This is a genomic window from Treponema sp. (genome assembly GCF_017430385.1).
Classification (GTDB): Bacteria; Spirochaetota; Spirochaetia; order Treponematales; family Treponemataceae; genus Treponema_D.
Genome location: NZ_JAFRNB010000038.1, coordinates 1 through 18357, shown reverse-complemented (window position 1 = coordinate 18357; position 18357 = coordinate 1). Strand labels below are relative to the sequence as shown.

19 protein-coding genes are annotated in these 18357 nt (G+C 41.9%); 14 read left to right on the top strand and 5 right to left on the bottom strand.

Annotated features, from left to right (window positions below; all coding sequences use genetic code 11):
- The 9 genes from IJJ71_RS02705 to IJJ71_RS02665 all read left to right on the top strand — a co-directional run.
- Positions 1-1063: adenylosuccinate synthetase (locus tag IJJ71_RS02705; protein ID WP_296845176.1), on the top strand; the 1063-nt coding region annotated here is incomplete at its 5' end.
- Between the two features lie 80 nt (positions 1064-1143).
- Positions 1144-2094 (top strand): hypothetical protein, encoded by a 951-nt coding sequence (locus IJJ71_RS02700; RefSeq protein ID WP_296845175.1) that lies wholly within the window; start codon positions 1144-1146, stop codon positions 2092-2094.
- A gap of 201 nt (positions 2095-2295) precedes the next feature.
- On the top strand, positions 2296-2913 hold the full coding sequence (locus tag IJJ71_RS02695; protein WP_296845174.1) for a Gx transporter family protein: 618 nt from the start codon (positions 2296-2298) through the stop codon (positions 2911-2913).
- On the top strand, positions 2903-3367 hold the full coding sequence (locus tag IJJ71_RS02690; RefSeq protein ID WP_296845173.1) for a hypothetical protein: 465 nt from the start codon (positions 2903-2905) through the stop codon (positions 3365-3367). The genes IJJ71_RS02695 and IJJ71_RS02690 overlap by 11 nt, the downstream gene beginning before the upstream one ends.
- A gap of 28 nt (positions 3368-3395) precedes the next feature.
- Positions 3396-5948: an ATP-dependent RNA helicase gene (locus IJJ71_RS02685; protein WP_296845172.1), complete on the top strand. Its 2553-nt coding sequence runs from the start codon at positions 3396-3398 to the stop codon at positions 5946-5948.
- Between the two features lie 58 nt (positions 5949-6006).
- Positions 6007-8112, top strand: coding sequence for a methyl-accepting chemotaxis protein (locus IJJ71_RS02680; RefSeq protein ID WP_296845171.1), 2106 nt, complete (start codon positions 6007-6009; stop codon positions 8110-8112).
- A gap of 75 nt (positions 8113-8187) precedes the next feature.
- Positions 8188-9054, top strand: a complete 867-nt coding sequence (locus tag IJJ71_RS02675; protein WP_296845169.1) for a DUF4846 domain-containing protein — start codon at positions 8188-8190, stop codon at positions 9052-9054.
- Positions 9055-9091: 37 nt separating this feature from the next.
- Positions 9092-9937: a YitT family protein gene (locus tag IJJ71_RS02670; protein WP_296845168.1), complete on the top strand. Its 846-nt coding sequence runs from the start codon at positions 9092-9094 to the stop codon at positions 9935-9937.
- Positions 9938-10048: 111 nt separating this feature from the next.
- Positions 10049-10825 carry an epoxyqueuosine reductase QueH gene (locus IJJ71_RS02665; protein ID WP_296845167.1) on the top strand — a complete coding sequence of 259 codons (777 nt, stop codon included), beginning with the start codon at positions 10049-10051 and terminating at the stop codon, positions 10823-10825.
- A 124-nt stretch (positions 10826-10949) separates the two neighbouring features.
- Here IJJ71_RS02665 and IJJ71_RS02660 read toward each other — a convergent pair whose 3' ends face one another.
- Complete coding sequence (locus IJJ71_RS02660; protein WP_296845166.1) at positions 10950-11291, bottom strand: CHY zinc finger protein; 342 nt, start codon at positions 11289-11291, stop codon at positions 10950-10952.
- Between the two features lie 93 nt (positions 11292-11384).
- On the opposite strand from IJJ71_RS02660, the gene IJJ71_RS02655 reads away from it, so the two are divergent.
- From IJJ71_RS02655 to IJJ71_RS02645, 3 genes are read left to right on the top strand one after another with little or no spacing between them, the layout of a single operon-like run.
- The gene (locus IJJ71_RS02655) at positions 11385-11969 is read left to right on the top strand and encodes a biotin transporter BioY (protein ID WP_296845165.1); all 585 of its coding nucleotides are present in this window, start codon (positions 11385-11387) and stop codon (positions 11967-11969) included.
- On the top strand, positions 11962-12699 hold the full coding sequence (locus IJJ71_RS02650; protein WP_296845164.1) for an energy-coupling factor ABC transporter ATP-binding protein: 738 nt from the start codon (positions 11962-11964) through the stop codon (positions 12697-12699). The genes IJJ71_RS02655 and IJJ71_RS02650 overlap by 8 nt, the downstream gene beginning before the upstream one ends.
- A gap of 11 nt (positions 12700-12710) precedes the next feature.
- Positions 12711-13451 (top strand): hypothetical protein, encoded by a 741-nt coding sequence (locus IJJ71_RS02645; protein WP_296845163.1) that lies wholly within the window; start codon positions 12711-12713, stop codon positions 13449-13451.
- Here IJJ71_RS02645 and IJJ71_RS02640 read toward each other — a convergent pair.
- Both IJJ71_RS02640 and IJJ71_RS02635 read right to left on the bottom strand, forming a co-directional pair.
- Positions 13448-13798 (bottom strand): type II toxin-antitoxin system PemK/MazF family toxin, encoded by a 351-nt coding sequence (locus IJJ71_RS02640; RefSeq protein WP_296845162.1) that lies wholly within the window; start codon positions 13796-13798, stop codon positions 13448-13450. The two genes, IJJ71_RS02645 and IJJ71_RS02640, sit on opposite strands and share 4 nt — an antisense overlap.
- The gene (locus tag IJJ71_RS02635; RefSeq protein ID WP_296845161.1) at positions 13785-14027 is read right to left on the bottom strand and encodes a hypothetical protein; all 243 of its coding nucleotides are present in this window, start codon (positions 14025-14027) and stop codon (positions 13785-13787) included. Before IJJ71_RS02635 ends, IJJ71_RS02640 begins: the two co-directional genes overlap by 14 nt.
- A 199-nt stretch (positions 14028-14226) precedes the next feature.
- Between IJJ71_RS02635 and IJJ71_RS02630 the strand changes: the two genes are divergently transcribed.
- Positions 14227-15981 (top strand): AIPR family protein, encoded by a 1755-nt coding sequence (locus tag IJJ71_RS02630; RefSeq protein ID WP_296845160.1) that lies wholly within the window; start codon positions 14227-14229, stop codon positions 15979-15981.
- A 246-nt stretch (positions 15982-16227) separates the two neighbouring features.
- Complete coding sequence (argC, locus tag IJJ71_RS02625) at positions 16228-17172, top strand: N-acetyl-gamma-glutamyl-phosphate reductase (RefSeq protein ID WP_296845159.1); 945 nt, start codon at positions 16228-16230, stop codon at positions 17170-17172.
- Positions 17173-17457: 285 nt separating this feature from the next.
- Here argC and IJJ71_RS02620 read toward each other — a convergent pair whose 3' ends face one another.
- Together IJJ71_RS02620 and IJJ71_RS02615 are read right to left on the bottom strand one after the other, a co-directional pair.
- Positions 17458-17901: a hypothetical protein gene (locus IJJ71_RS02620; protein ID WP_296845158.1), complete on the bottom strand. Its 444-nt coding sequence runs from the start codon at positions 17899-17901 to the stop codon at positions 17458-17460.
- 50 nt (positions 17902-17951) lie between these two features.
- Positions 17952-18167, bottom strand: coding sequence for a hypothetical protein (locus IJJ71_RS02615; RefSeq protein WP_296845157.1), 216 nt, complete (start codon positions 18165-18167; stop codon positions 17952-17954).
- Between the last annotated feature and the right edge of the window lie 190 nt (positions 18168-18357).

Sequence of the window (18357 nt, the reverse complement as noted above, 5' to 3'; positions counted from 1 at the left end):
GTCTGGAATTTTGTATCCGAACAAATCTGTTTTCCTTGGTGCCGGCATGGTAATCGACCCGGAGGCACTTTTCAACGAGCTTCAGATGCTCAAAGACAACGGAATTGACTGGGAAGGCCGCGTTTTCATTTCTGACCGCGCTCACATCATTCTTCCTGGCTACCGACAGATGGACAAAGACCGTGACGCTGCCCGCAAACGCCCGATCGGCACAACAGGCCGCGGAATCGGTATCGCATATTCAGAAAAAGCACACCGCGACGGTCTCCGCCTTGCTGATTTGGACTGGCCGGAGAAAATGGCTGAGTTCGACGGCGAAAACCTCGCTTACCTCAACAAATACAAAGACAAGCTCATCGAAATGCGCGTTGATTTGACTTCAAAGATGTTCGAATATCGCAACGAAAACATCCTTTTTGAAGGCGCACAGGGCGCAATGCTCGACATCGATTCCGGTACTTATCCGTATGTTTCTTCAGGAGCTTCATGCTCAGCAGGAGCAGCTACAGGCTGTGGAATCGGTCCAAAAAATATCGACAAAATCCTCGGTGTTTTCAAAGCATATCAGACACGAGTCGGAAACGGCCCAATGCCAACAGAGTTCAACAACGAAAGTGAAGGCGAGCTTTGTGAGTATGTCCGAAAGACTGGCCGCGAATATGGTGTAACAACTGGTAGAGCCAGAAGATGCGGTTATCTTGACCTCGTAGCACTCCGCTATGCTTGTATCACAAACTCAATCGATTCACTCGTTCTCACACACCTCGATATTTACGACACATTCGACGAAATCGAAGCCTGCGTTGCTTACGAAATCGACGGAAAGACAGTCGTTGACTTCCCGGCAAGCGTTCCTGCAATGGAAAAGGCAAAACCTGTCCTCAAAAAGTTCAAGGGCTGGAAGAAGAGCCTCAAAGAGTGCCGCTCTTATGAAGATTTGCCAAAAGCTGCACGCGATTATGTTGAGTTCATCGAAGACTACACCAAGACTGAAGTTGGAATCATTTCTGTAGGCTACGAGCGTGACGAGACATTCATCCGCGAAAACCCATGGAAAAAATAATCTGTTCGCTTAAAATCCGAACATGAAATTTACGAAAGCTGGCTGTCAAAGGCCGGCTTTTTTTTGCCGAAAATATATATATGAAATTTAATAAAGTTGTAATTGCAGCACTGACAGGAACAGGAATTTTTCTTGCTTCCTGTCTGAATGAAAAACAGCCGGTTGTTGAAGAAATCCCGCCGGAGCCGGAGCCTGTCGAAACTTTAGTTTCCGGGAAGATTTTAAGCCGAAAAGCTGATTTGTACCTTTTTGGCCGCGACTCAAAAATGCACCCACTTCTCAAACTTTATGCCGGAAATGACATTTCCGTGCTTGAAATTGACGGCGTGATTGATACCAAATTTGTTCCTGACAAAAATTCTCTTGCCACCGCCGGAGCAGCCGAAGCTTCTGAAACGACAAACACAGAAAACGCGGAGAACGCTCAACCAGCAGTCAGCGGAACAGAATATGTCCATGTCGTGCATGATAATCTTGACTTCTGGCTTGATAAATCCGTCTTTGCCCTGAATTGTGAAACAGCAGTTGCGATTGAAAAAACATTCTTGTATTCTGATGCCGAATTGACTCAAAAACTTGATGCAACTCCAAATCCTTTGAAATTTGCCTCAATGATTGCCGTTGCTTCCCAGGAAAATAACACGGAGCCGGAAAATTCTGCCGCCCCACAAAAATCAGATTCAGCAGAATCAGCTTCCGTAAAGATTTTCTATTATGACACTGACCAAAAATCTGTCCGCGATGCTTATGTTCAGACTTCCTCAATCAGCGCAAGAATAGACGACATCATTGTAAGTCAGATTGCAGAAGACCTGAAAGTAACAAAAAAAGCCGTTCCACGAAACGAACTTTTCGCAAGAGCCGCAAAATATAAGCCATGTGCAAAAGTCCTTGCCGCCCTGAACGCCCAAAAAGTCGAAACAAAAACCTACAATTACCAGGAAGTCCTAAAATCCATGCAGCGAATGACCTTCGGCGTAAATGTGGACGAACTTATGACAGTTGACCAGTCAAAGGACCCGTTTAAGTGAGATTAGGAGGCTACCGCTGCTACTCCGCTTCGCTTCGTAACACAGCGGTCGGGTGTTCCGTGGCTCGCTATCGCTCGGTGCTTACGCACTGGCTTAGCCACCACTCCATACCCTAGCCCATGTAAGCTCGCAAGGCAACAATATCACCACGCAATATTTTTCCCCATTACAAAACAAAGTTCTTTCTATTATAATGTTTACATGCCCCGCTCCAAACTGATTTCCTTTCTTTGTGCGATTTGTCTTTTTCTCGCTGCAGTGGAAAATGCGATTCCTAAGCCGTTGCCGTTTTTGCGACTTGGGCTTGCGAATTTGCCGGTGATTCTTGGCCTTTTTTTGCTTCGCCGGCGGGAAGTGCTTTCGATTGTGCTGTTCAAGGTGATTGCGCAGGGCGTGATTTCGGGGACGCTTCTTTCATATATCTTTATTTTTTCTGCGGGCGGTTCGTTTGCTTCGGCTCTTGCGATGATGGGGATTTATGAGATTTTCGGAAAAAAAGATGTGAAGAAGGATTTGACTAACGAACGAAAGTTTTTTCATGTTTCAGCAGTCGGAATTTCTTTGGCCGGTTCCCTTGCGAATACTCTAACCCAGCTGATTTTGGCACGATTCTTTCTTTTTGGAGAAAATACGAAATATGTCGCACCCATCCTATTAATTTCGGGTTTAGTCACGGGATTGGTTCTCGGTGTGTTTACGGAACTTTTTATGCAGAAATCAAAATGGTTTAAGGCCCGATTGTCTGCGGGAGCTGTCAATCCAACAGCGGCGGATTCGCCTGTCACACAGAGCGAGGTGGAGAAATCTGATGAAATCTGAAATCATTTTGACCGCCACAATCTGGTTCTTCGTTTTGATATTTTTTATTCTGGCCTGTGTAAGATGCCGTCGAGTGCGGGTTGTTCCATCGCTCGTAATTATTATTTCAGTCACATTTTTTGCACTTTTGTCGCCGTCGGGGGAAGTTTTACTAACGCTCGGCAGGCTTAAAGTCACGCTAGATTCTCTTTTGCTGGGATTACGACGGAGCGGAATTTTAGTTGGAATGGTTTTCCTTTCAAGGGCATTAATTTCGCCCCAAAATAATGATTCTTTTCTAAAACACTTTGGAAAAGCCGGAAACAAACTAACGGAAGTTTTCTTTTGGCTAAATTTACTAACCGAAAAGAAGTTTTCTTTCAAAAAAGGCCTTATCATTCAGCAGATTGATGAGCGATTGCTGGAAATCTGGGGAAATAATTTGCCGGAAGATGAAAATTCCTGCAATAGCTGAGATTTTTTGATTTTGATATAATTGGCTCATGCCAAATTTCAGCCACGCTTATGAAAACCTTTCCTCGCTTCCGATTTTTCCCTTCCTTAATGATATTTGTGAAAATCTGAGAAAATCTGAATCGCGCTTTCTCGTCCTTACCGCTGAAACTGCCGCAGGAAAATCTACTGCCGTGCCGATTGCTTTGCTTGAACATTTTGACGGAAAAATTCTGATGCTTGAACCTCGCCGGCTTGCTGCAAGTGCGATTGCGGACAGGCTTTCGGATTTGCTGGGCGAGGAAACTGGCGGAACGGTGGGTTACAGGCTTCATCTTGATTCTAAGGTTTCGGCACGGACCAGGCTTGAAGTGATTACCGAGGCAATTTTGACCAGACGCTTGCAGGCTGATCCGCTTTTGGAAGATGTCAATGTGATTGTACTGGACGAGTTTCATGAAAGGTCAATTCATTCTGATTTGGCACTAGCTTTCTTAAAAGAGACGATGCAGTTACGCGATGATTTGTTTGTAATCGTGATGAGTGCGACAATCGACTACCGCTCGATAGCTGAATATTTAGGGAGCAAGGAAAATCCAGCCCCAGTCATGCAGATTCCTGGCCGTCAGTTCCCGGTTGAGATTGAATACAAGCCGAATCTGAGTGTGGCAGGGGCAATTCTGGAAGAATTAAAAAAAGGTCCCCCACAAGGATGTGGGGAAAAAGCAGAGAGAGAAAATTCTGTTTGCCGTGAGGTGAACAGAATTTTCTCGTCAGAATCGAATCGACAGGATGTCGGTTCGATTCTTGCTTTCCTTCCTGGCATTTATGAAATCCGAAAAACAAAATCTGAGCTTGAAGAAAAACTAACTTCCGATAGTTCTGCTGAAATCTTGATTCTTCACAGTTCAGTGCCTTTGAGTGAGCAGCGTAAGATTCTTCGGCCTTGTACTGTGGATTCTCCGCGCCGCGTGATTCTTTCTTCGGCGATTGCGGAAACTTCGCTCACGGTTCCTGGCGTTACGATTGTCGTGGATTCAGGACTTTGCCGTGTGAACAAAATGAATGTCTCTCTTGGAATGGAACATCTTGTGACCGAGAACGAAAGTCTTTTTAGTGCAGAACAGCGTGCCGGTCGTGCTGGCCGAGTTACTGAGGGAAGATGTGTCCGCTTGTGGGGCGAGCATGATGTGCGGTTGGAGCAGAATCAACCTGAAATCTTGCGTGCCGATTTAACACAGCTTGTGCTTGAATGTGCCGAATGGGGAGCGTGCGAAATCAATAAACTTGACTGGCTTACTCCGCCGAGTGAATCTGCATGGAATGCCGCAAAATTCTTGCTCGAAAATCTTGATTGCCTTGAAACGCACGAAGATTCAAACGGAACGAAATCAACGAAAATTACCGAAAAAGGAAAGGCCGTGTTGAAGCTAGGTCTGCATCCCCGGCTTGCGTGTGTGGCTCTTGCGGGTGGTGCGGAAGCAGTTCTTCCATTTTCAGAATACGCCGAGGCAAGCCCGGAACGACAGAAAATTTTCGTGAATGATTTGAAACGACGACTGAAGGGATTAAATGCTCAAAATCAAACGACTAAGGTTCAAAATTTACCGTCAATTCTCTCAGGCTTTCCAGACAGGCTTGCCCGAATCTCCCCGGAAACACAACCGAACGCTGACCGTGCCGAATATCAGTTTCCGAGCGGGCGAAAGGCATGGCTTAGCCGGGAACTGCTTTCTCAGGCTCGAATTCCATCTTTCCCGGCCTGGCTTGTTGCGCCCGAAGTTGACGCTGGTGAACGGATTGGAAAAATCTATTCTTTTGAAGCACTGTCTGAAAATCAGCCGGAAGAATTCTTGAAGAATCATGCGAAGTCTGAAATTAGAACTGAATTTGTCGGACTAACGAATGGAAGCGATTTCAAAAATCTTTCGGTTCAGAAAAAAGAAATTTTAGCTTATGGTGCGATTATCCTCAAAGAAAAGAAACTTCCGGCAGAGAACGAAGATTTTGCGTTGGCAGTTTGTGACTTGGTAAGCAAAAAAGGTCTGGATTCACTACCAATCGATAGCAAAATTGCAGATTTCCTGCTCAGAACAGAGTTTTATATCAAAAATCAGTCTCAAAATCCTCATTCTGAACAAGTTTCGGCCCCTGAACTGCAAAAAAAGTTCGATTCCCTGGCTCAAAATGCAAAAGAATGGTTACAACCGTTCGTTAGGTCACAAAAAATCAACGCTCAGGATATTTATGACGCGCTTTACTGGTATCTTGATGGAAGCGAAATCGATTCAAAAGTTCCGCTTCAAATCACTTTGCCTAACAATCGGAAGCGAAAAATCAAATATGAAAAAAAGGCAGACGGTGAAATTCAGCCGAGCCTTGAAATCATTATTCAGCAGATTTTTGGCTGTTTTGAAACTCCGAAAATTCTCGGAAAGCCTGTTCTGCTCAAGCTCCTTTCCCCGGCAAGCCGTCCGCTTCAAATCACGGAAGATCTGGAAAATTTCTGGACTGGAGCATGGGTCGAAATCTGCAAGGAAATGAAAGGCCGCTACCCAAAGCACAACTGGGATTACCGAAAACCAGATACAGAAAGAAATTAGAGAATAAAATTCCAAAAAAAATTTGCTTTATATCCACAGCAATATTAAAATAGTCTTTATGGATATGAACGAAAACACAAAACCGCCTAAAAAACAAGGCAAACTGGTCTATTACATTGTTGGTATCACTGTCATCATCGTCGCAGTGTTAACATCTTTGCAGATTTTCGTCGTGACAAACCGGACAAAAAATTCGGTCGCAAGTGAATACGAGGAAAATTGTCTCAAAATTACAGACGCATATTCAAATGTCGTTTCAATGAAACTCAGCGAATACATCAAGCAAATGCGAATGTACACAGAGGCAGACATCACTCAAACCGAAAATCCGGCTGAAATTCAGAGATGGCTCGTAGCTCACGCAAAATCACGCACCCCGGACTTTGATCGAATCGGTTATATTGACTCAAAAGGTGACTTCTACAATGACCAAAACAAAATCACCAATGTCAAAGACCGAGTTTACTTCAAGGCCATCATGGAGCAAGGCAACGACACAAACATCGATGACCCGGTAACTTCAAAATCAACAGGAACCACAATCATTCATGTTTCTCAAGCTGCAAAAGTCAACGGAAAAACAGTTGGATTTTACAGTGCGGTCGTAGGCGTAGACAAACTCACAGAATTCGTAAGGACAATCAAAATCGGAAAAACCGGTTACGCAATTCTTTTTAACAGCGAAGGAGACATTATCTCAACTTCTGCCCCAAACACCGACGAAGAAGGAATAAAATCCATTACTGAGGCAATGCGTCCTGTCACGCAGGCACTTGCTCAAAAACAGAGCGGAGCCACTTGGATTAAATCTGCGGCTCTCGGCACAAAGTATGTCACTTATCAGCCAGTTGAAAACGCGGACTGGGGATTTGCATTCATCATCGATGAAAAACAGGTTTATAACACGGCACAGGAAATCGCAATCACTCTGATTATCGCAGGCGGAATCCTTGGAATCGCACTCGTGCTTGGAATCGGAGCCGGAATCTTCCATTCGCTCAAACCGCTCCTAAAAGTCAAAGCATCTATTGATGAAATTGCTTCTGGAAAGGCCGATTTGACCAAGCGAATTACAGGAGCAGCCGAAAAAGTCAACAACGAGATTGGCGGTGTAGTCAATGGATTCAATAAATTCACCGAGAAACTTCACACAATCGTTTCTGATGTCAAAGATTCAAAAGATGTGCTTGCAGCGGCTGGTGAAGACCTTGATGTGAGTATGCAGGACACAAGCGCATCAATCACACAGATTATCGCAAACATTTCCAGCGTACACAACCAAATCTCAAATCAGGGCGACAGTGTTTCTCAGACAGCCGGTGCGGTCAACGAAATCGCCTCAAATATCGAGTCACTTGAACGAATGATTGCAAACCAGTCTCAGGGCGTAAGCAATGCTTCTTCTGCAGTCGAAGAGATGATTGGAAACATCGCCTCGGTAAACAATTCGGTTGATAAAATGGCGGCTTCTTTTGACTCGCTCACAGAAAATGCCAAGAGCGGTGCCGAAAAGCAAGTCCATGTAAACGAGCGGATTCATGAAATCGAGCAGCAGTCACAGATGCTCCAGGAAGCAAACGCGGCAATCGCAGCAATCGCAAGCCAGACAAACCTTCTCGCAATGAACGCTGCAATCGAGGCGGCTCATGCTGGCGATGCAGGAAAAGGCTTTGCTGTCGTAGCAGATGAAATCCGTAAGCTTTCAGAAACTTCAACAATTCAGTCAAAGACAATCGGAGAACAACTTTCAAGCATCAAGGAATCAATCAATTCCGTTGTTCAGGCTTCACAAGAATCAAGCGAGGCTTTCAATACAGTCGCTGACAAAATCCGTGAAACTGACCAGCTCGTTCGCCAGATTAAGAGCGCAATGGAAGAGCAGCAGGAAGGTTCAAAACAAATCACCTCTTCTCTCCAGTCTATGAACGACAGCACGATTGAAGTCCGCACGGCTTCCGAAGAAATGTCTATCGGAAACAAGCAGATTCTCGACGAAGTACGAAACCTTCAGAACGCAACAACCGTAATGAAGGCCAGCATGGAAGAAATGGCCGTCGGTGCGAAGAAAATAAACGAGACCGGCGCTGCCCTTTCTGAAATCGCTGGAAAAATGAAGAATTCAATCGAACAAATCGGTACGCAAATCGATCAATTCAAGGTATAATAACTAAAGTTTGGGTTCGGAAAGCGTTGGTCATTTTGAAGCCTCATTTTCCGAACCAAGCGAATAACTTTGAATATGAAAAAGATTTTACCATTAACGATTGCCCTTCTAGCTTCTCTCATTCCCGTCTTTTCGCACACACATTCATTGCAGCTTGTGCAAGACGAAGGGCAAAACATCGTCGAACGAATCCATGTTCCACCGAAATTCAAAAGAATCAAAACCGAGCAAAAAAGTTTCGCCGAATATTTACGGAATTTTCCATTAAAGGAAGCTGGCAGCCCGGTTCTTTTATCTAATGGGAACGAAAAGCCAAATCAGGAAGTCCATGCGTGCATTTTTGACATGCCAATAGATGGTGATTTACAGAAAAACTCCCAATCGATAGTTAGGCTTTATGCAGAATATCTTTACAATTCTGGAAAAGAAGGAAAAATCTCATTTCATCTGACAAATGGTGAAATTTGTAAATGGACAGACTGGCTTTCCGACTGTGAAAGAAAACGAAACTTACGAACGGAAGTTGCTTCTGACTTAAAGAAATGGACAAAATATGAAAAACCTGTCAGCAAAAGCGAAAAAGACCAGTTCTTCCGCTCTTATCTAAAAAATGTTTACGCACACACAAGCCCGCTTTCAATGATGGAATACGAGTCAGAGCCGATTACGCAAAATCAAGTGCAAATCGGAGACATTCTTTTTGATTTGAATAAGCCCGGCTTCATTTGCATGGTCGTGGATATCTGCAAAAGCACAGAAACTGGCGAAAAAGCCTATCTACTCGCGCAAGGCAATTCGCCTGCATCAGATTTTTATGTGATAAAAAATCCCAAGCGAGTAAACGATCCGTGGTATCACGAAGAAGATTTTGCAATGCCAGCCCAAACTCCAGAATATGTGTTCCCCAAAGACAGCTGGCGAAGGCTAAAATACTTGAAGTGATTTGACAAAATCCCACCCGCATGACAAACTTTTATATATGAAGACATTTTTTCGATTTTTGCTCGTGACAATCGGATCCGTTCTCTTTTCGTTGAACATCAATACTTTCGTTCACACGGCGGGGCTTTTGCCAGGTGGCTTCACAGGAATCACTCTTCTTTTGCAGGAAGTTTTCGCAAAATTCCTCGGAATCAAAATTCCATTCGCCATTTTTTACTGGGGGCTGAACATAGTTCCGGCAATAATCTGCTTCAAATATGTCGGGAAAAAATTCACGATTCTTTCAATTTGGTCAATAATTTCCGTAGGTTTCTTCACGGACATAATCCCAGGCCTCGATGTCACAAATGATATCCTTCTTTGCACTATTTTCGGCGGAATTATAAACGGAGTTGCAATCAGCTTGTGTCTTTTGGCAGGAGCAACCAGCGGCGGCACTGATTTCATATCGATTTATGTCTCAGAAAAGACCGGCCGTAGCATCTGGAATCATATCTTCATCGGAAATGTAATCGTACTTGCAATTTTCGGACTTTTGTTCGGCTGGAGCCGCGCGCTTTATTCAATTATTTTCCAGTTCGCAGGCACACAGATTTTGAACACTCTCTACAAACGCTACCAAAAATCTACGCTGCTGATTATAACCGAAAAACCTGATGAAATTGTCAAAACCATCCGTGAAACAACAGGACACGACGCAACGCTTTTCAAGGGCGAAGGATGCTACACTGGCCTGGAGCGAAACATGCTCTACACAGTAATTTCAAGCGACAGTGAAGAAAAATTGATTCGCGAAGTCAAAAAGACTGACCCGATGGCATTCATCAACCTGCTGCAAACAAAAATGCTAAAAGGCAACTTCATAATGAAGAAACAAGATTAAAAAAAGGTCGTTCCCGCCGCTTCGCGACGGTCGGGTGTTCCGCACTTCCGCTAACGCTACATTACCGCAAGCGGTAACTAAAGGTGCTCCACCCCCTAACGAGAGGAAACAATGAATTATCAGAAAGAACTAGAAAAAATTCTCGATCAAATTGAAGAAGAAAAAGAAACGACCGTTAGTTTTAAAAAACCAACTCTTCTCCTTCACGCATGCTGCGGCCCTTGTTCATCTTATGTGATTGAATATCTGGCTAAGATTTTTGACATCACGATTTACTATTACAATCCGAACATTCATCCAAAAGAAGAATATTTCCGCAGACTCGAAGAACTGAAGAAATTTCTGGAACGATTTCCAGATGCCGTTAAGAATCAGGTAAAACTTGTTGTCGATGAATACAATCCAGAAGATTATTTTGAAGCAACTAACATCCGTTCGGAAGTTGAATTACAGACCGAGCCGGAAAAAGGCGAACGCTGCCGAAGATGCTATCAGTTCCGAATGAAGCGAGCTTATGAATACGCCTGCAAGGAAGGTTTCGATTGGTTCACAACAACGCTCAGCATAAGCCCGCACAAAGACAGCGAAAAGATTAATGTGATTGGAAGAGAACTGGAATTACAGTCGGTCATTGAGCCAAGCCTGCCTGTCAGCAGACAGGTCGAAATGACAAAGGTAAAAGATTTTTCTGATAAAGCTAAATCATTTGAAAATTTACAGAACGGGGAGCGAAAAACTAACGATAGTTTGAATATCTCCCCACACACAAAATTTCTTCCCTCAGATTTTAAGAAAAAAGGCGGATTTTTACGCAGCACCCAGCTTTCCGAAGAATATGGTCTCTGGCGCCAGGACTACTGCGGATGCGTGTATTCAATGAGAAAATAGCACGCTGCGAATCACTGAGTGGGAGCGTGCTACTCATCAAGTGGCACACTGCGAATCGACGGGTGGGAGCTTGCCACTCACCGAGTTGCACAGTGCGAACCGTCGTGTGGGAGCTTGCCACTCATCAAGTAGCACGGTGCGAAGCGCCAGTTGCGACATAACACGCTTTATGCAGCGCACATCTTGGATTAAAGCCGTTGCCACAAGAAGGACACTTTTCCATTCCAGAATACTCATCGTAAGAAAAAGTTTTTCCGCACACGCCACACATCACGGTATCTTTTTCATCCTGGTGTGTCGTTCCAAAAGGATGATTTTCAAGTTCATCATGGCATTTATAGCAAGCGTAAAATTTCTGGCACACAGAGCATTTATTCGCAATTATGTCCAACACTGAATGATAATGAACGCACCTGCCCTGCTCGTCCATCAATTTTCCATGGATTTTTTCTGGAAGGTTTTTCATGTAAACCATATTATCAAAAAATCAGGTTGACAATCCATATATAAATTCCTATTATGTAAACCAACATCACAAAACAGAGGTTTACAATTAAAAATGGACAAAAAAATCATTCGTTCGGCTGTCGTAGCTTTTTTTGCAGCGATAATCTGCGCCACAAGTTTTTTCAGAATTCCGATTCCAGGACTTGTTTCGGGCATCGTCATTCAGAACGCAATGTGCATTTTAACGGCGGTCGTTTTAGGCGGAATTTGGGGAGCAGCCCCGGTTGCACTTTTCTTTTTCGTCGGCATTATCGGCCTTCCTGTTTTTTCGGGCGGCCAGGGCGGATTTCAGGTCTTGATGAATATTAACGGCGGCTACAGAATCGGTTGGATTGTCGGCGCACTTGTTGCAGGATTGATTTCCGGGATTCCAACAGTTGAAGAAAAGCATATCTCCGCAAAAAATACTGTCAGAATCACGATTGCTGTTTTTGCAGGAATGCTCGCACTTTATCTTCCGGAAATTTTCTATGTAATCGTTTTCAAATCTTCGGAAATGGGAGTTTCAGGAGCAATAAAATTCTTCGTAACGGCTTTCTTCGCTCCGTTCCTTATGGTAGACTTCATCAAAGCTGTGATTGTGGTAATTCTTGCACTCAAGCTCCGGCCTGTCACAGCACAATATCTTTATGACTGAAAATAAAAAACAAGCCGCAATACAAGTCCAAAACATCTCGAAAGCTTATCCTTCATCCGAAGGGAAAAAATCAGCTGTTCGGGATGTTTCTTTTTCAATTGAAGAAGGAAGCGTAACTGTAATCGGCGGTGAAAATGGCTCCGGGAAAAGCGTTTTAATGAACATAATTTCCGGCCTTGAAAAGCAGGATTCCGGCTCGGTCAGCACAATCGGACAAGTCGGACTTGTTTTTCAGGAAGCAGACACCCAGATTCTAGGCGAAACTCCAAGAGAAGACATCGCGTTCGGCCCCAAAAATCAGAAAAAATCAAAATCAGAGATAAAAAAAGCTGTAGAAACTGCCCTTGAACAAACCGGCTTGACCGAAAAAGCAGATTTTCCTGCACGATTTTTGTCCGGTGGTGAAAAAAGACGTCTTGCGGTTGCATGTATGCTTGCAATGGACTTGCCGATTGTTATTTTTGATGAACCTTACGCAAACCTCGATTTTGGCGGCGTAAAACAGGTAAATGCCCTCATCAAAAAACTTCATGAACAGAAAAAGACAATAGTGATTCTTTCGCATGAACTTGAAAAATGCCTCGGCCTTGCAGACAGATTCATCGTTCTTTTCCGCGGCGATAAAGTTTTTGACGGAACTCCAATCGAAGGGCTCAAAGAAGATTTGGAACAATGGAATATCCGAAATCCACTCGTTTCTTACAATAGTGCGGAAGATTTAGTCTGGTAGGAAAGATTTTTATGGCAAATTATTCGGCATTCAGCTATAAACCGGGAAAAACTTTTGTTCATAAACTCCCCTCTCAGCTGAAAATTCTGTTCATCCCGATTTTCAACATAATAATTTTTTCTCTTGACTGGCATGTAGCCGCAGCCTTTATTTTGATTCAGTTTATACTGTTCTGTTTTCTGCGCTTTACATTAAGAGAACAGCTCACGGATTTAACGCCGGTAATCTGGTACGCAATTTTTATGTATCTGATTGGATTCTTTTCAGAAGTCTACATGAAATTCAGCGGGGATTTTTTGAACACAATTTCAGAAATCAAGCCGGCAGATTTATTTTTGGCGATTTTACAAGCCGTAAAAACAACATTCTCAGACGAAAAGACATTGAATTTCGTCGTAAAATTCTGTGCCTGCAATCAAAGCGCGTCTTTAATGTTCAAAACTTCAACTTCGCTAGAGCTAAAGCAGGGAATAGAATCAATCGAAATAAAAATCCGCAAATTTTTGTCATTCAAATGGAAAACAAAAAATGATTCAGAAATCGAACCGAAATTCTCCGTTGTCATCTCGATGTTTATAAATTTTCTCCCAGCCGTCTTCAAAATCTGGAATCAGCTGAAAAAATCCTGGAAAGCCCGAAACGGTAAAAATTCGCTAAGAATGTACCAGGTTTTGCTGCCAGTTTTGTTTTCAGTGGGACTGAAATACGCTGCAAACAGTGCTAGGGCTGTGTGTATCCGGAGGGGGGATTAGATAGAATCATCTAATTCAAGAACCTCTATCACACCTTTACAGATTTTCTGCATATACTTTTTAGGCATCACAGATAATTTCTCAATAAGCGCGAATTTATTAACCGTTGTGACCAAGGGAATTACAACCACGGAGTCTTTTGAAAGTCTAGAATCTTTTTTGGGAACAACAACATTAGGGGTATACCCTGCCAAAATCATATTGCTTGTAAGAGGTATGACGGTACAAGTTGCTATATTGCTTTCGTTGAAGTCATCATTTTGTACAACAACAGCAGGACGCCGATAACCAGCTTCGCTACCAATCGGTACACCGAAATCAACTAGCCAAATTTCACCACGTGTCATCTTTTATCATCTCCCACACGGCAGCTTTTGAAGCATTGCAGGCAAAAGTTTGCTCTTCAATTGGAACTTTTGCATAAACATCATTTATTTGCTTTATGTGCTCTTCTGACGGAGAAAGCGAATTTTTTTCTTCCTCAACTTTCTGCAACACAACGCCTTTATGTAAATTTACGAGACTTTTTAATACTTCAAAAAAAGGAACATCAACATTTTGCATCGTCACCGTCATATATTACCTCCTCGCATTTAAAAATATAACACAACTTTGCGAAAAAAGCATTAAGAAACATTGAGATAAATTAACTGTAAGGAAACTACTGACATTTGTTGCGAGTCTTTTTTTATTTCTTTCTGTTTACGACTTTTACACGGAACGGTATAATTATTTTTATAAAATTCAAACGTATAAATTATTAAGAGGAAGAAACATGTACGACAAGATTCGTAATGATATTCAACAAAAATACTATAAAGATAATTATCCAAACGATGGTCAAAGATTTGTTGCTTGGTATTTGAGAAATGTTTATAACCTAGATGAAGTCGAAACAAAAGATGCTATCGTTGATGGTGCTGGTGATAAACAAATTGATGCCGTTTATATTGATAACCAGGATTGCAAAGTTTATATAATTCAAGGAAAATATTATCAAGGAACGGCAGATGCAGAACCTGTAAGAGAATTGCTTTCATGCTGGACACAAATAAAAGACTTGAAACAATTACAAGAATCAGCAAATACAAAATTAAAGTCAAAAATTCAAGAAATTTCTACAGCACTTCAAGATGATTATGATTTATTTATAGAATTTTTGACGACAGCCACTCTTACCGATTCTGCTATAAATGATTTTAATGTTTTTAAAGAAGAAATGAGTACCTCTGAAACTTTACCTGCAGAACTTGTTCTTGTTGATAGTGAAGTGATTGAAACTCGTTATAATGATACTCTTAATAAAAACCGTCCTTATATTGATCATCAATTTGAACTCGAAACTAATAGGTATATGGAGTTAGACTTAAATGGAACAAAGGCAGTTATTGCCGCCGTTCCATTAAGAGAATGTTTTAAAATACCTGGAATAAAAGATGGTACTTTATTTAGAAAAAATGTTCGTCAATCTTTAGGCACAGGAAATAAAGTAAATAAAGGTATTGCGAATACTCTAAAAAGCAATCCAGAAGACTTTTTCTTTCTCCACAATGGTATTACAGCGATATGTTCAAGTCTAAAATTTGAGAATAACAAACTCATGACAAAAGGCTTAAATGTAGTAAATGGTTGTCAATCATTAAGTACAATATACAGTTCAAGTGAAGCTGTAAGAAATAATACAAATGGATATATTCTTTTCAGATTTTATGAAATTGCAGATGATTTGAAATGCGATTCTATAAGTACCTCAACAAATTCTCAATCTACTGTAAAAGCAAGGGATTTGCGCAGTAACGATAAATCTGTTTTAGCAATAAAAAAATCTTTTGAACAATTCTATTCTGATGGTTATTTTATTACAAAACGCGGAGAACAACCTAATACAGCGAAATACAACACCGCTCATATTTGTAATTTAACAGAGCTTGGAAAACAATTAATTTCTTGGCATTCTCAAAGACCGACAATTGCTTATAGTGAAACAAAGATTTTTGATAAATACTTCACACAACTATTTAAGAAAGATTATGATCCAGAAAATGTTCAAGCTTTACATGAATTGTATGATGAAGTATTAAAGAACTGGCTACCAGAAAATGACAATCCATTAAATTTTAATGAATCATTATTAGCAATGAAAGCTTATGCTCCATACCATCATTTATACGCAATATCTGTTTTTATTGGTGTACTAAATAACATGCCTTCCGATAATGTTCCATCACCAAAAATTGTTTTGAAAAAATTAAAAGAAAGTAATCTTTTAGAAAAGATTATAAGTATGTCTGGAAAAGCCTTAAATACAGGTTTTGAAAGTGCAAATGCTCAAACTGTCACAGAAGGGAAAGTTTTCAGTCCACAGAACTGGATAAAATCAAAAGGAAGTTTAACAAAAATACGAGATGCCATAACACCGATGCTATCAGCTCTAGAAATGGTTGATGGTGGAAAAGAGGTGCTTACAAACTTGCGTATTGGGTTAAAAATGCAATCAAATGATTTCTCATCAAGATGGTCAGCAGATTAAAATTTCCCCGCGTTAGGGATTGTAGCAGCGGCGTTAGCCGTACCGCTTGCGGTATGGAGCGATAGCGGAACTGCGGAAAGCCCGACAGCAAAAAGCAAAACAATTGCTTTGCTTACAGGGCGACATGGATGTCGCCTTGCATTATAAAGACAACTAATTCCGCGACAACCTTTAGGTTGTCGTAACGACAAGGATGTCGCTGAACGCCCTAATAAAAAATAAATTCTAGCCACAAAGGAGCAAAAAATGGCATACAAGATTTTCATTGACGGAAAAGAAGGAACGACAGGTCTCAAAATTTACGAGCGATTTGAGAAACGCACGGACATTGAGATTCTTTTGATTGATGAGGAGAAGCGAAAGGATCCGGCTGAACGCGCTAAGATGATTAACGCTTCGGATTTTACTTTCCTTTGTTTGCCGGATGCGGCTTCTATCGAGGCTGTTTCACTTTGCACTAATCCGAAGGTACGAATTATTGACGCTTCTACGGCTCACCGCACAAACCCGGACTGGGCTTACGGTTTCCCAGAACTTTCTGCTGAGCACCGCGCCCGAATCGAAAAGTCTAACCGTGTTACAGGCCCTGGATGCTATGCTTCGGGATTTGCTTCAATTTGTTATCCTTTGGTCTCTCGCGGAATTATGTCACCTGATTATCCTGTGGTTTGTCATGCTGTTTCCGGCTATTCTGGTGCCGGCAAAAAGGCAATCGCCCAGTACGAAAATCCTGCACGAAATCCGGAGCTTGATTCACCACGTCTTTACGCTCTCACTCAGGAGCACAAGCATCTTCCGGAAATGATGAAGGTCTCTGGTCTCAACTATAAGCCGATTTTCAATCCTTATGTCTGCGACTACTTCCAGGGAATGACTGTCACGGTCTCTCTCCATGCCCGCCTTCTGGAAAAAAAGCTCACCGCAAAGGAAATCGCCGATGTCTTCAAGGAGCATTATGACGGCTGTAAGTTCGTAAAGGCAGCTGACTTCATGGGCGAAGGCATTTTGACCGAAAGCTTTATCCCGGCAAACACTCTGGCCGGAACAAACAACATGCAGATTTTCGTCTGCGGCAACGACGAGCGAATCGTTATAACAAGCCGTTTCGACAATCTTGGCAAAGGTGCGAGCGGTGCTGCCGTTCAGTGCATGAACATCATGATGGGAATTGACGAAGGAACAGGACTGTAACAAGCGGAAAGTTGAAAGTGGAAAACTGGAGGCTCCCCACGCAAGCGTGGGTCGGGCTTTCCGTGGTTCCGCGCTAACCGCGCTCCATTCCTACGCTACGCTTCGCGGGCACTCTCGTTGTCGTGCCCGTTCGAACGGCTTCGCCGCCACTACAATCCCTAGCCCATGAAAGCTCGCAAGAAAGAATAAAATTACATCATTATATCATTTTCTTTACATTACAATTCGATTTCATATTTATCAGTGTTTCGCTGATAAATATGAAATGATAAGCTATCACTTGAATTAATATTCTACAAAGTAACAATAAAGCGTATCGGTAACAATATTATATTCGCAATAACCATAAAAAGGTTGACCTGAATAAGCAAGGTCATTGAGTTTACTATGTATCTCAGGATCACCGCCTGATATTGTACGAAGGTCGATAGCGGATGAACCGTTGTATCTTACTTGATAATGACCTGCTGAATATCCTTTGGCAATTATCCGCATAGGAATCTTAAATAATCTAGGTTCAGGAAGGCTACTATCATTATGAGTTGCTAGCCATTTTAAATCTGCAGGTTTATAATTTGACATGTCACTGGCTTTTGAAGTAGATGCAGATGTAGATGTTCCGTTCCATGCAGCTTCCAACTCGCCGGGATGACTTGCATAAAACCAAATATAAAATCCAACGACAATAACAACACCAATTACAATTCCAACAATTTTTCCTTTACTCATAATAACTCCTTAGAAAATCCTTTCTTTGTTAATGTTCTATGAGAAAATAACTATTCTTTTTGGAAAAAATAATTTACAACAGTCGGTTTTAAAGAGGTCAGAATTCCGCCAGTCCGTAGTGCTATATAACCTTGCTTATTCAAAACCGCACTTGCACCTTTGCTATCAAAGTGAAATACGGGTTTATTATTTTCAACTTCCCATGTAAAAAATATATTTCTTGATACATCGAAATCAACAACACCTTTACCGTTTTCGTAAAGCATAATGTAATTTGGCTTATCTCTTAATGAAGAAAGAGGAATATTTTTATTATTACATAAATTGCAATAACAACTTGAAACAACAAATTTGTTAAGCTGTTTTTCTATAAATTTTATCTAACTCAGCTTCAAATAGTTGAGCTGGAGTTTTATAACCCAATATTTTTCTAGGAAGATTGTTCATCCAGTCTTC

Bases quoted from the DNA above. Each gene is read 5' to 3' on its own strand.
- IJJ71_RS02700 (WP_296845175.1), top strand. From the start codon at position 1,144: ATGAAATTTAATAAAGTTGTAATTGCAGCACTGACAGGAACAGGAATT.
- IJJ71_RS02695 (WP_296845174.1), top strand. From the start codon at position 2,296: ATGCCCCGCTCCAAACTGATTTCCTTTCTTTGTGCGATTTGTCTTTTT.
- IJJ71_RS02690 (WP_296845173.1), top strand. From the start codon at position 2,903: ATGAAATCTGAAATCATTTTGACCGCCACAATCTGGTTCTTCGTTTTG.
- IJJ71_RS02685 (WP_296845172.1), top strand. From the start codon at position 3,396: ATGCCAAATTTCAGCCACGCTTATGAAAACCTTTCCTCGCTTCCGATT.
- IJJ71_RS02680 (WP_296845171.1), top strand. From the start codon at position 6,007: ATGGATATGAACGAAAACACAAAACCGCCTAAAAAACAAGGCAAACTG.
- IJJ71_RS02675 (WP_296845169.1), top strand. From the start codon at position 8,188: ATGAAAAAGATTTTACCATTAACGATTGCCCTTCTAGCTTCTCTCATT.
- IJJ71_RS02670 (WP_296845168.1), top strand. From the start codon at position 9,092: ATGAAGACATTTTTTCGATTTTTGCTCGTGACAATCGGATCCGTTCTC.
- IJJ71_RS02665 (WP_296845167.1), top strand. From the start codon at position 10,049: ATGAATTATCAGAAAGAACTAGAAAAAATTCTCGATCAAATTGAAGAA.
- IJJ71_RS02660 (WP_296845166.1), bottom strand. From the start codon at position 11,291: ATGAAAAACCTTCCAGAAAAAATCCATGGAAAATTGATGGACGAGCAG.
- IJJ71_RS02655 (WP_296845165.1), top strand. From the start codon at position 11,385: ATGGACAAAAAAATCATTCGTTCGGCTGTCGTAGCTTTTTTTGCAGCG.
- IJJ71_RS02650 (WP_296845164.1), top strand. From the start codon at position 11,962: ATGACTGAAAATAAAAAACAAGCCGCAATACAAGTCCAAAACATCTCG.
- IJJ71_RS02645 (WP_296845163.1), top strand. From the start codon at position 12,711: ATGGCAAATTATTCGGCATTCAGCTATAAACCGGGAAAAACTTTTGTT.
- IJJ71_RS02640 (WP_296845162.1), bottom strand. From the start codon at position 13,798: ATGACACGTGGTGAAATTTGGCTAGTTGATTTCGGTGTACCGATTGGT.
- IJJ71_RS02635 (WP_296845161.1), bottom strand. From the start codon at position 14,027: ATGACGGTGACGATGCAAAATGTTGATGTTCCTTTTTTTGAAGTATTA.
- IJJ71_RS02630 (WP_296845160.1), top strand. From the start codon at position 14,227: ATGTACGACAAGATTCGTAATGATATTCAACAAAAATACTATAAAGAT.
- argC (WP_296845159.1), top strand. From the start codon at position 16,228: ATGGCATACAAGATTTTCATTGACGGAAAAGAAGGAACGACAGGTCTC.
- IJJ71_RS02620 (WP_296845158.1), bottom strand. From the start codon at position 17,901: ATGAGTAAAGGAAAAATTGTTGGAATTGTAATTGGTGTTGTTATTGTC.
- IJJ71_RS02615 (WP_296845157.1), bottom strand. From the start codon at position 18,167: ATGCTTTACGAAAACGGTAAAGGTGTTGTTGATTTCGATGTATCAAGA.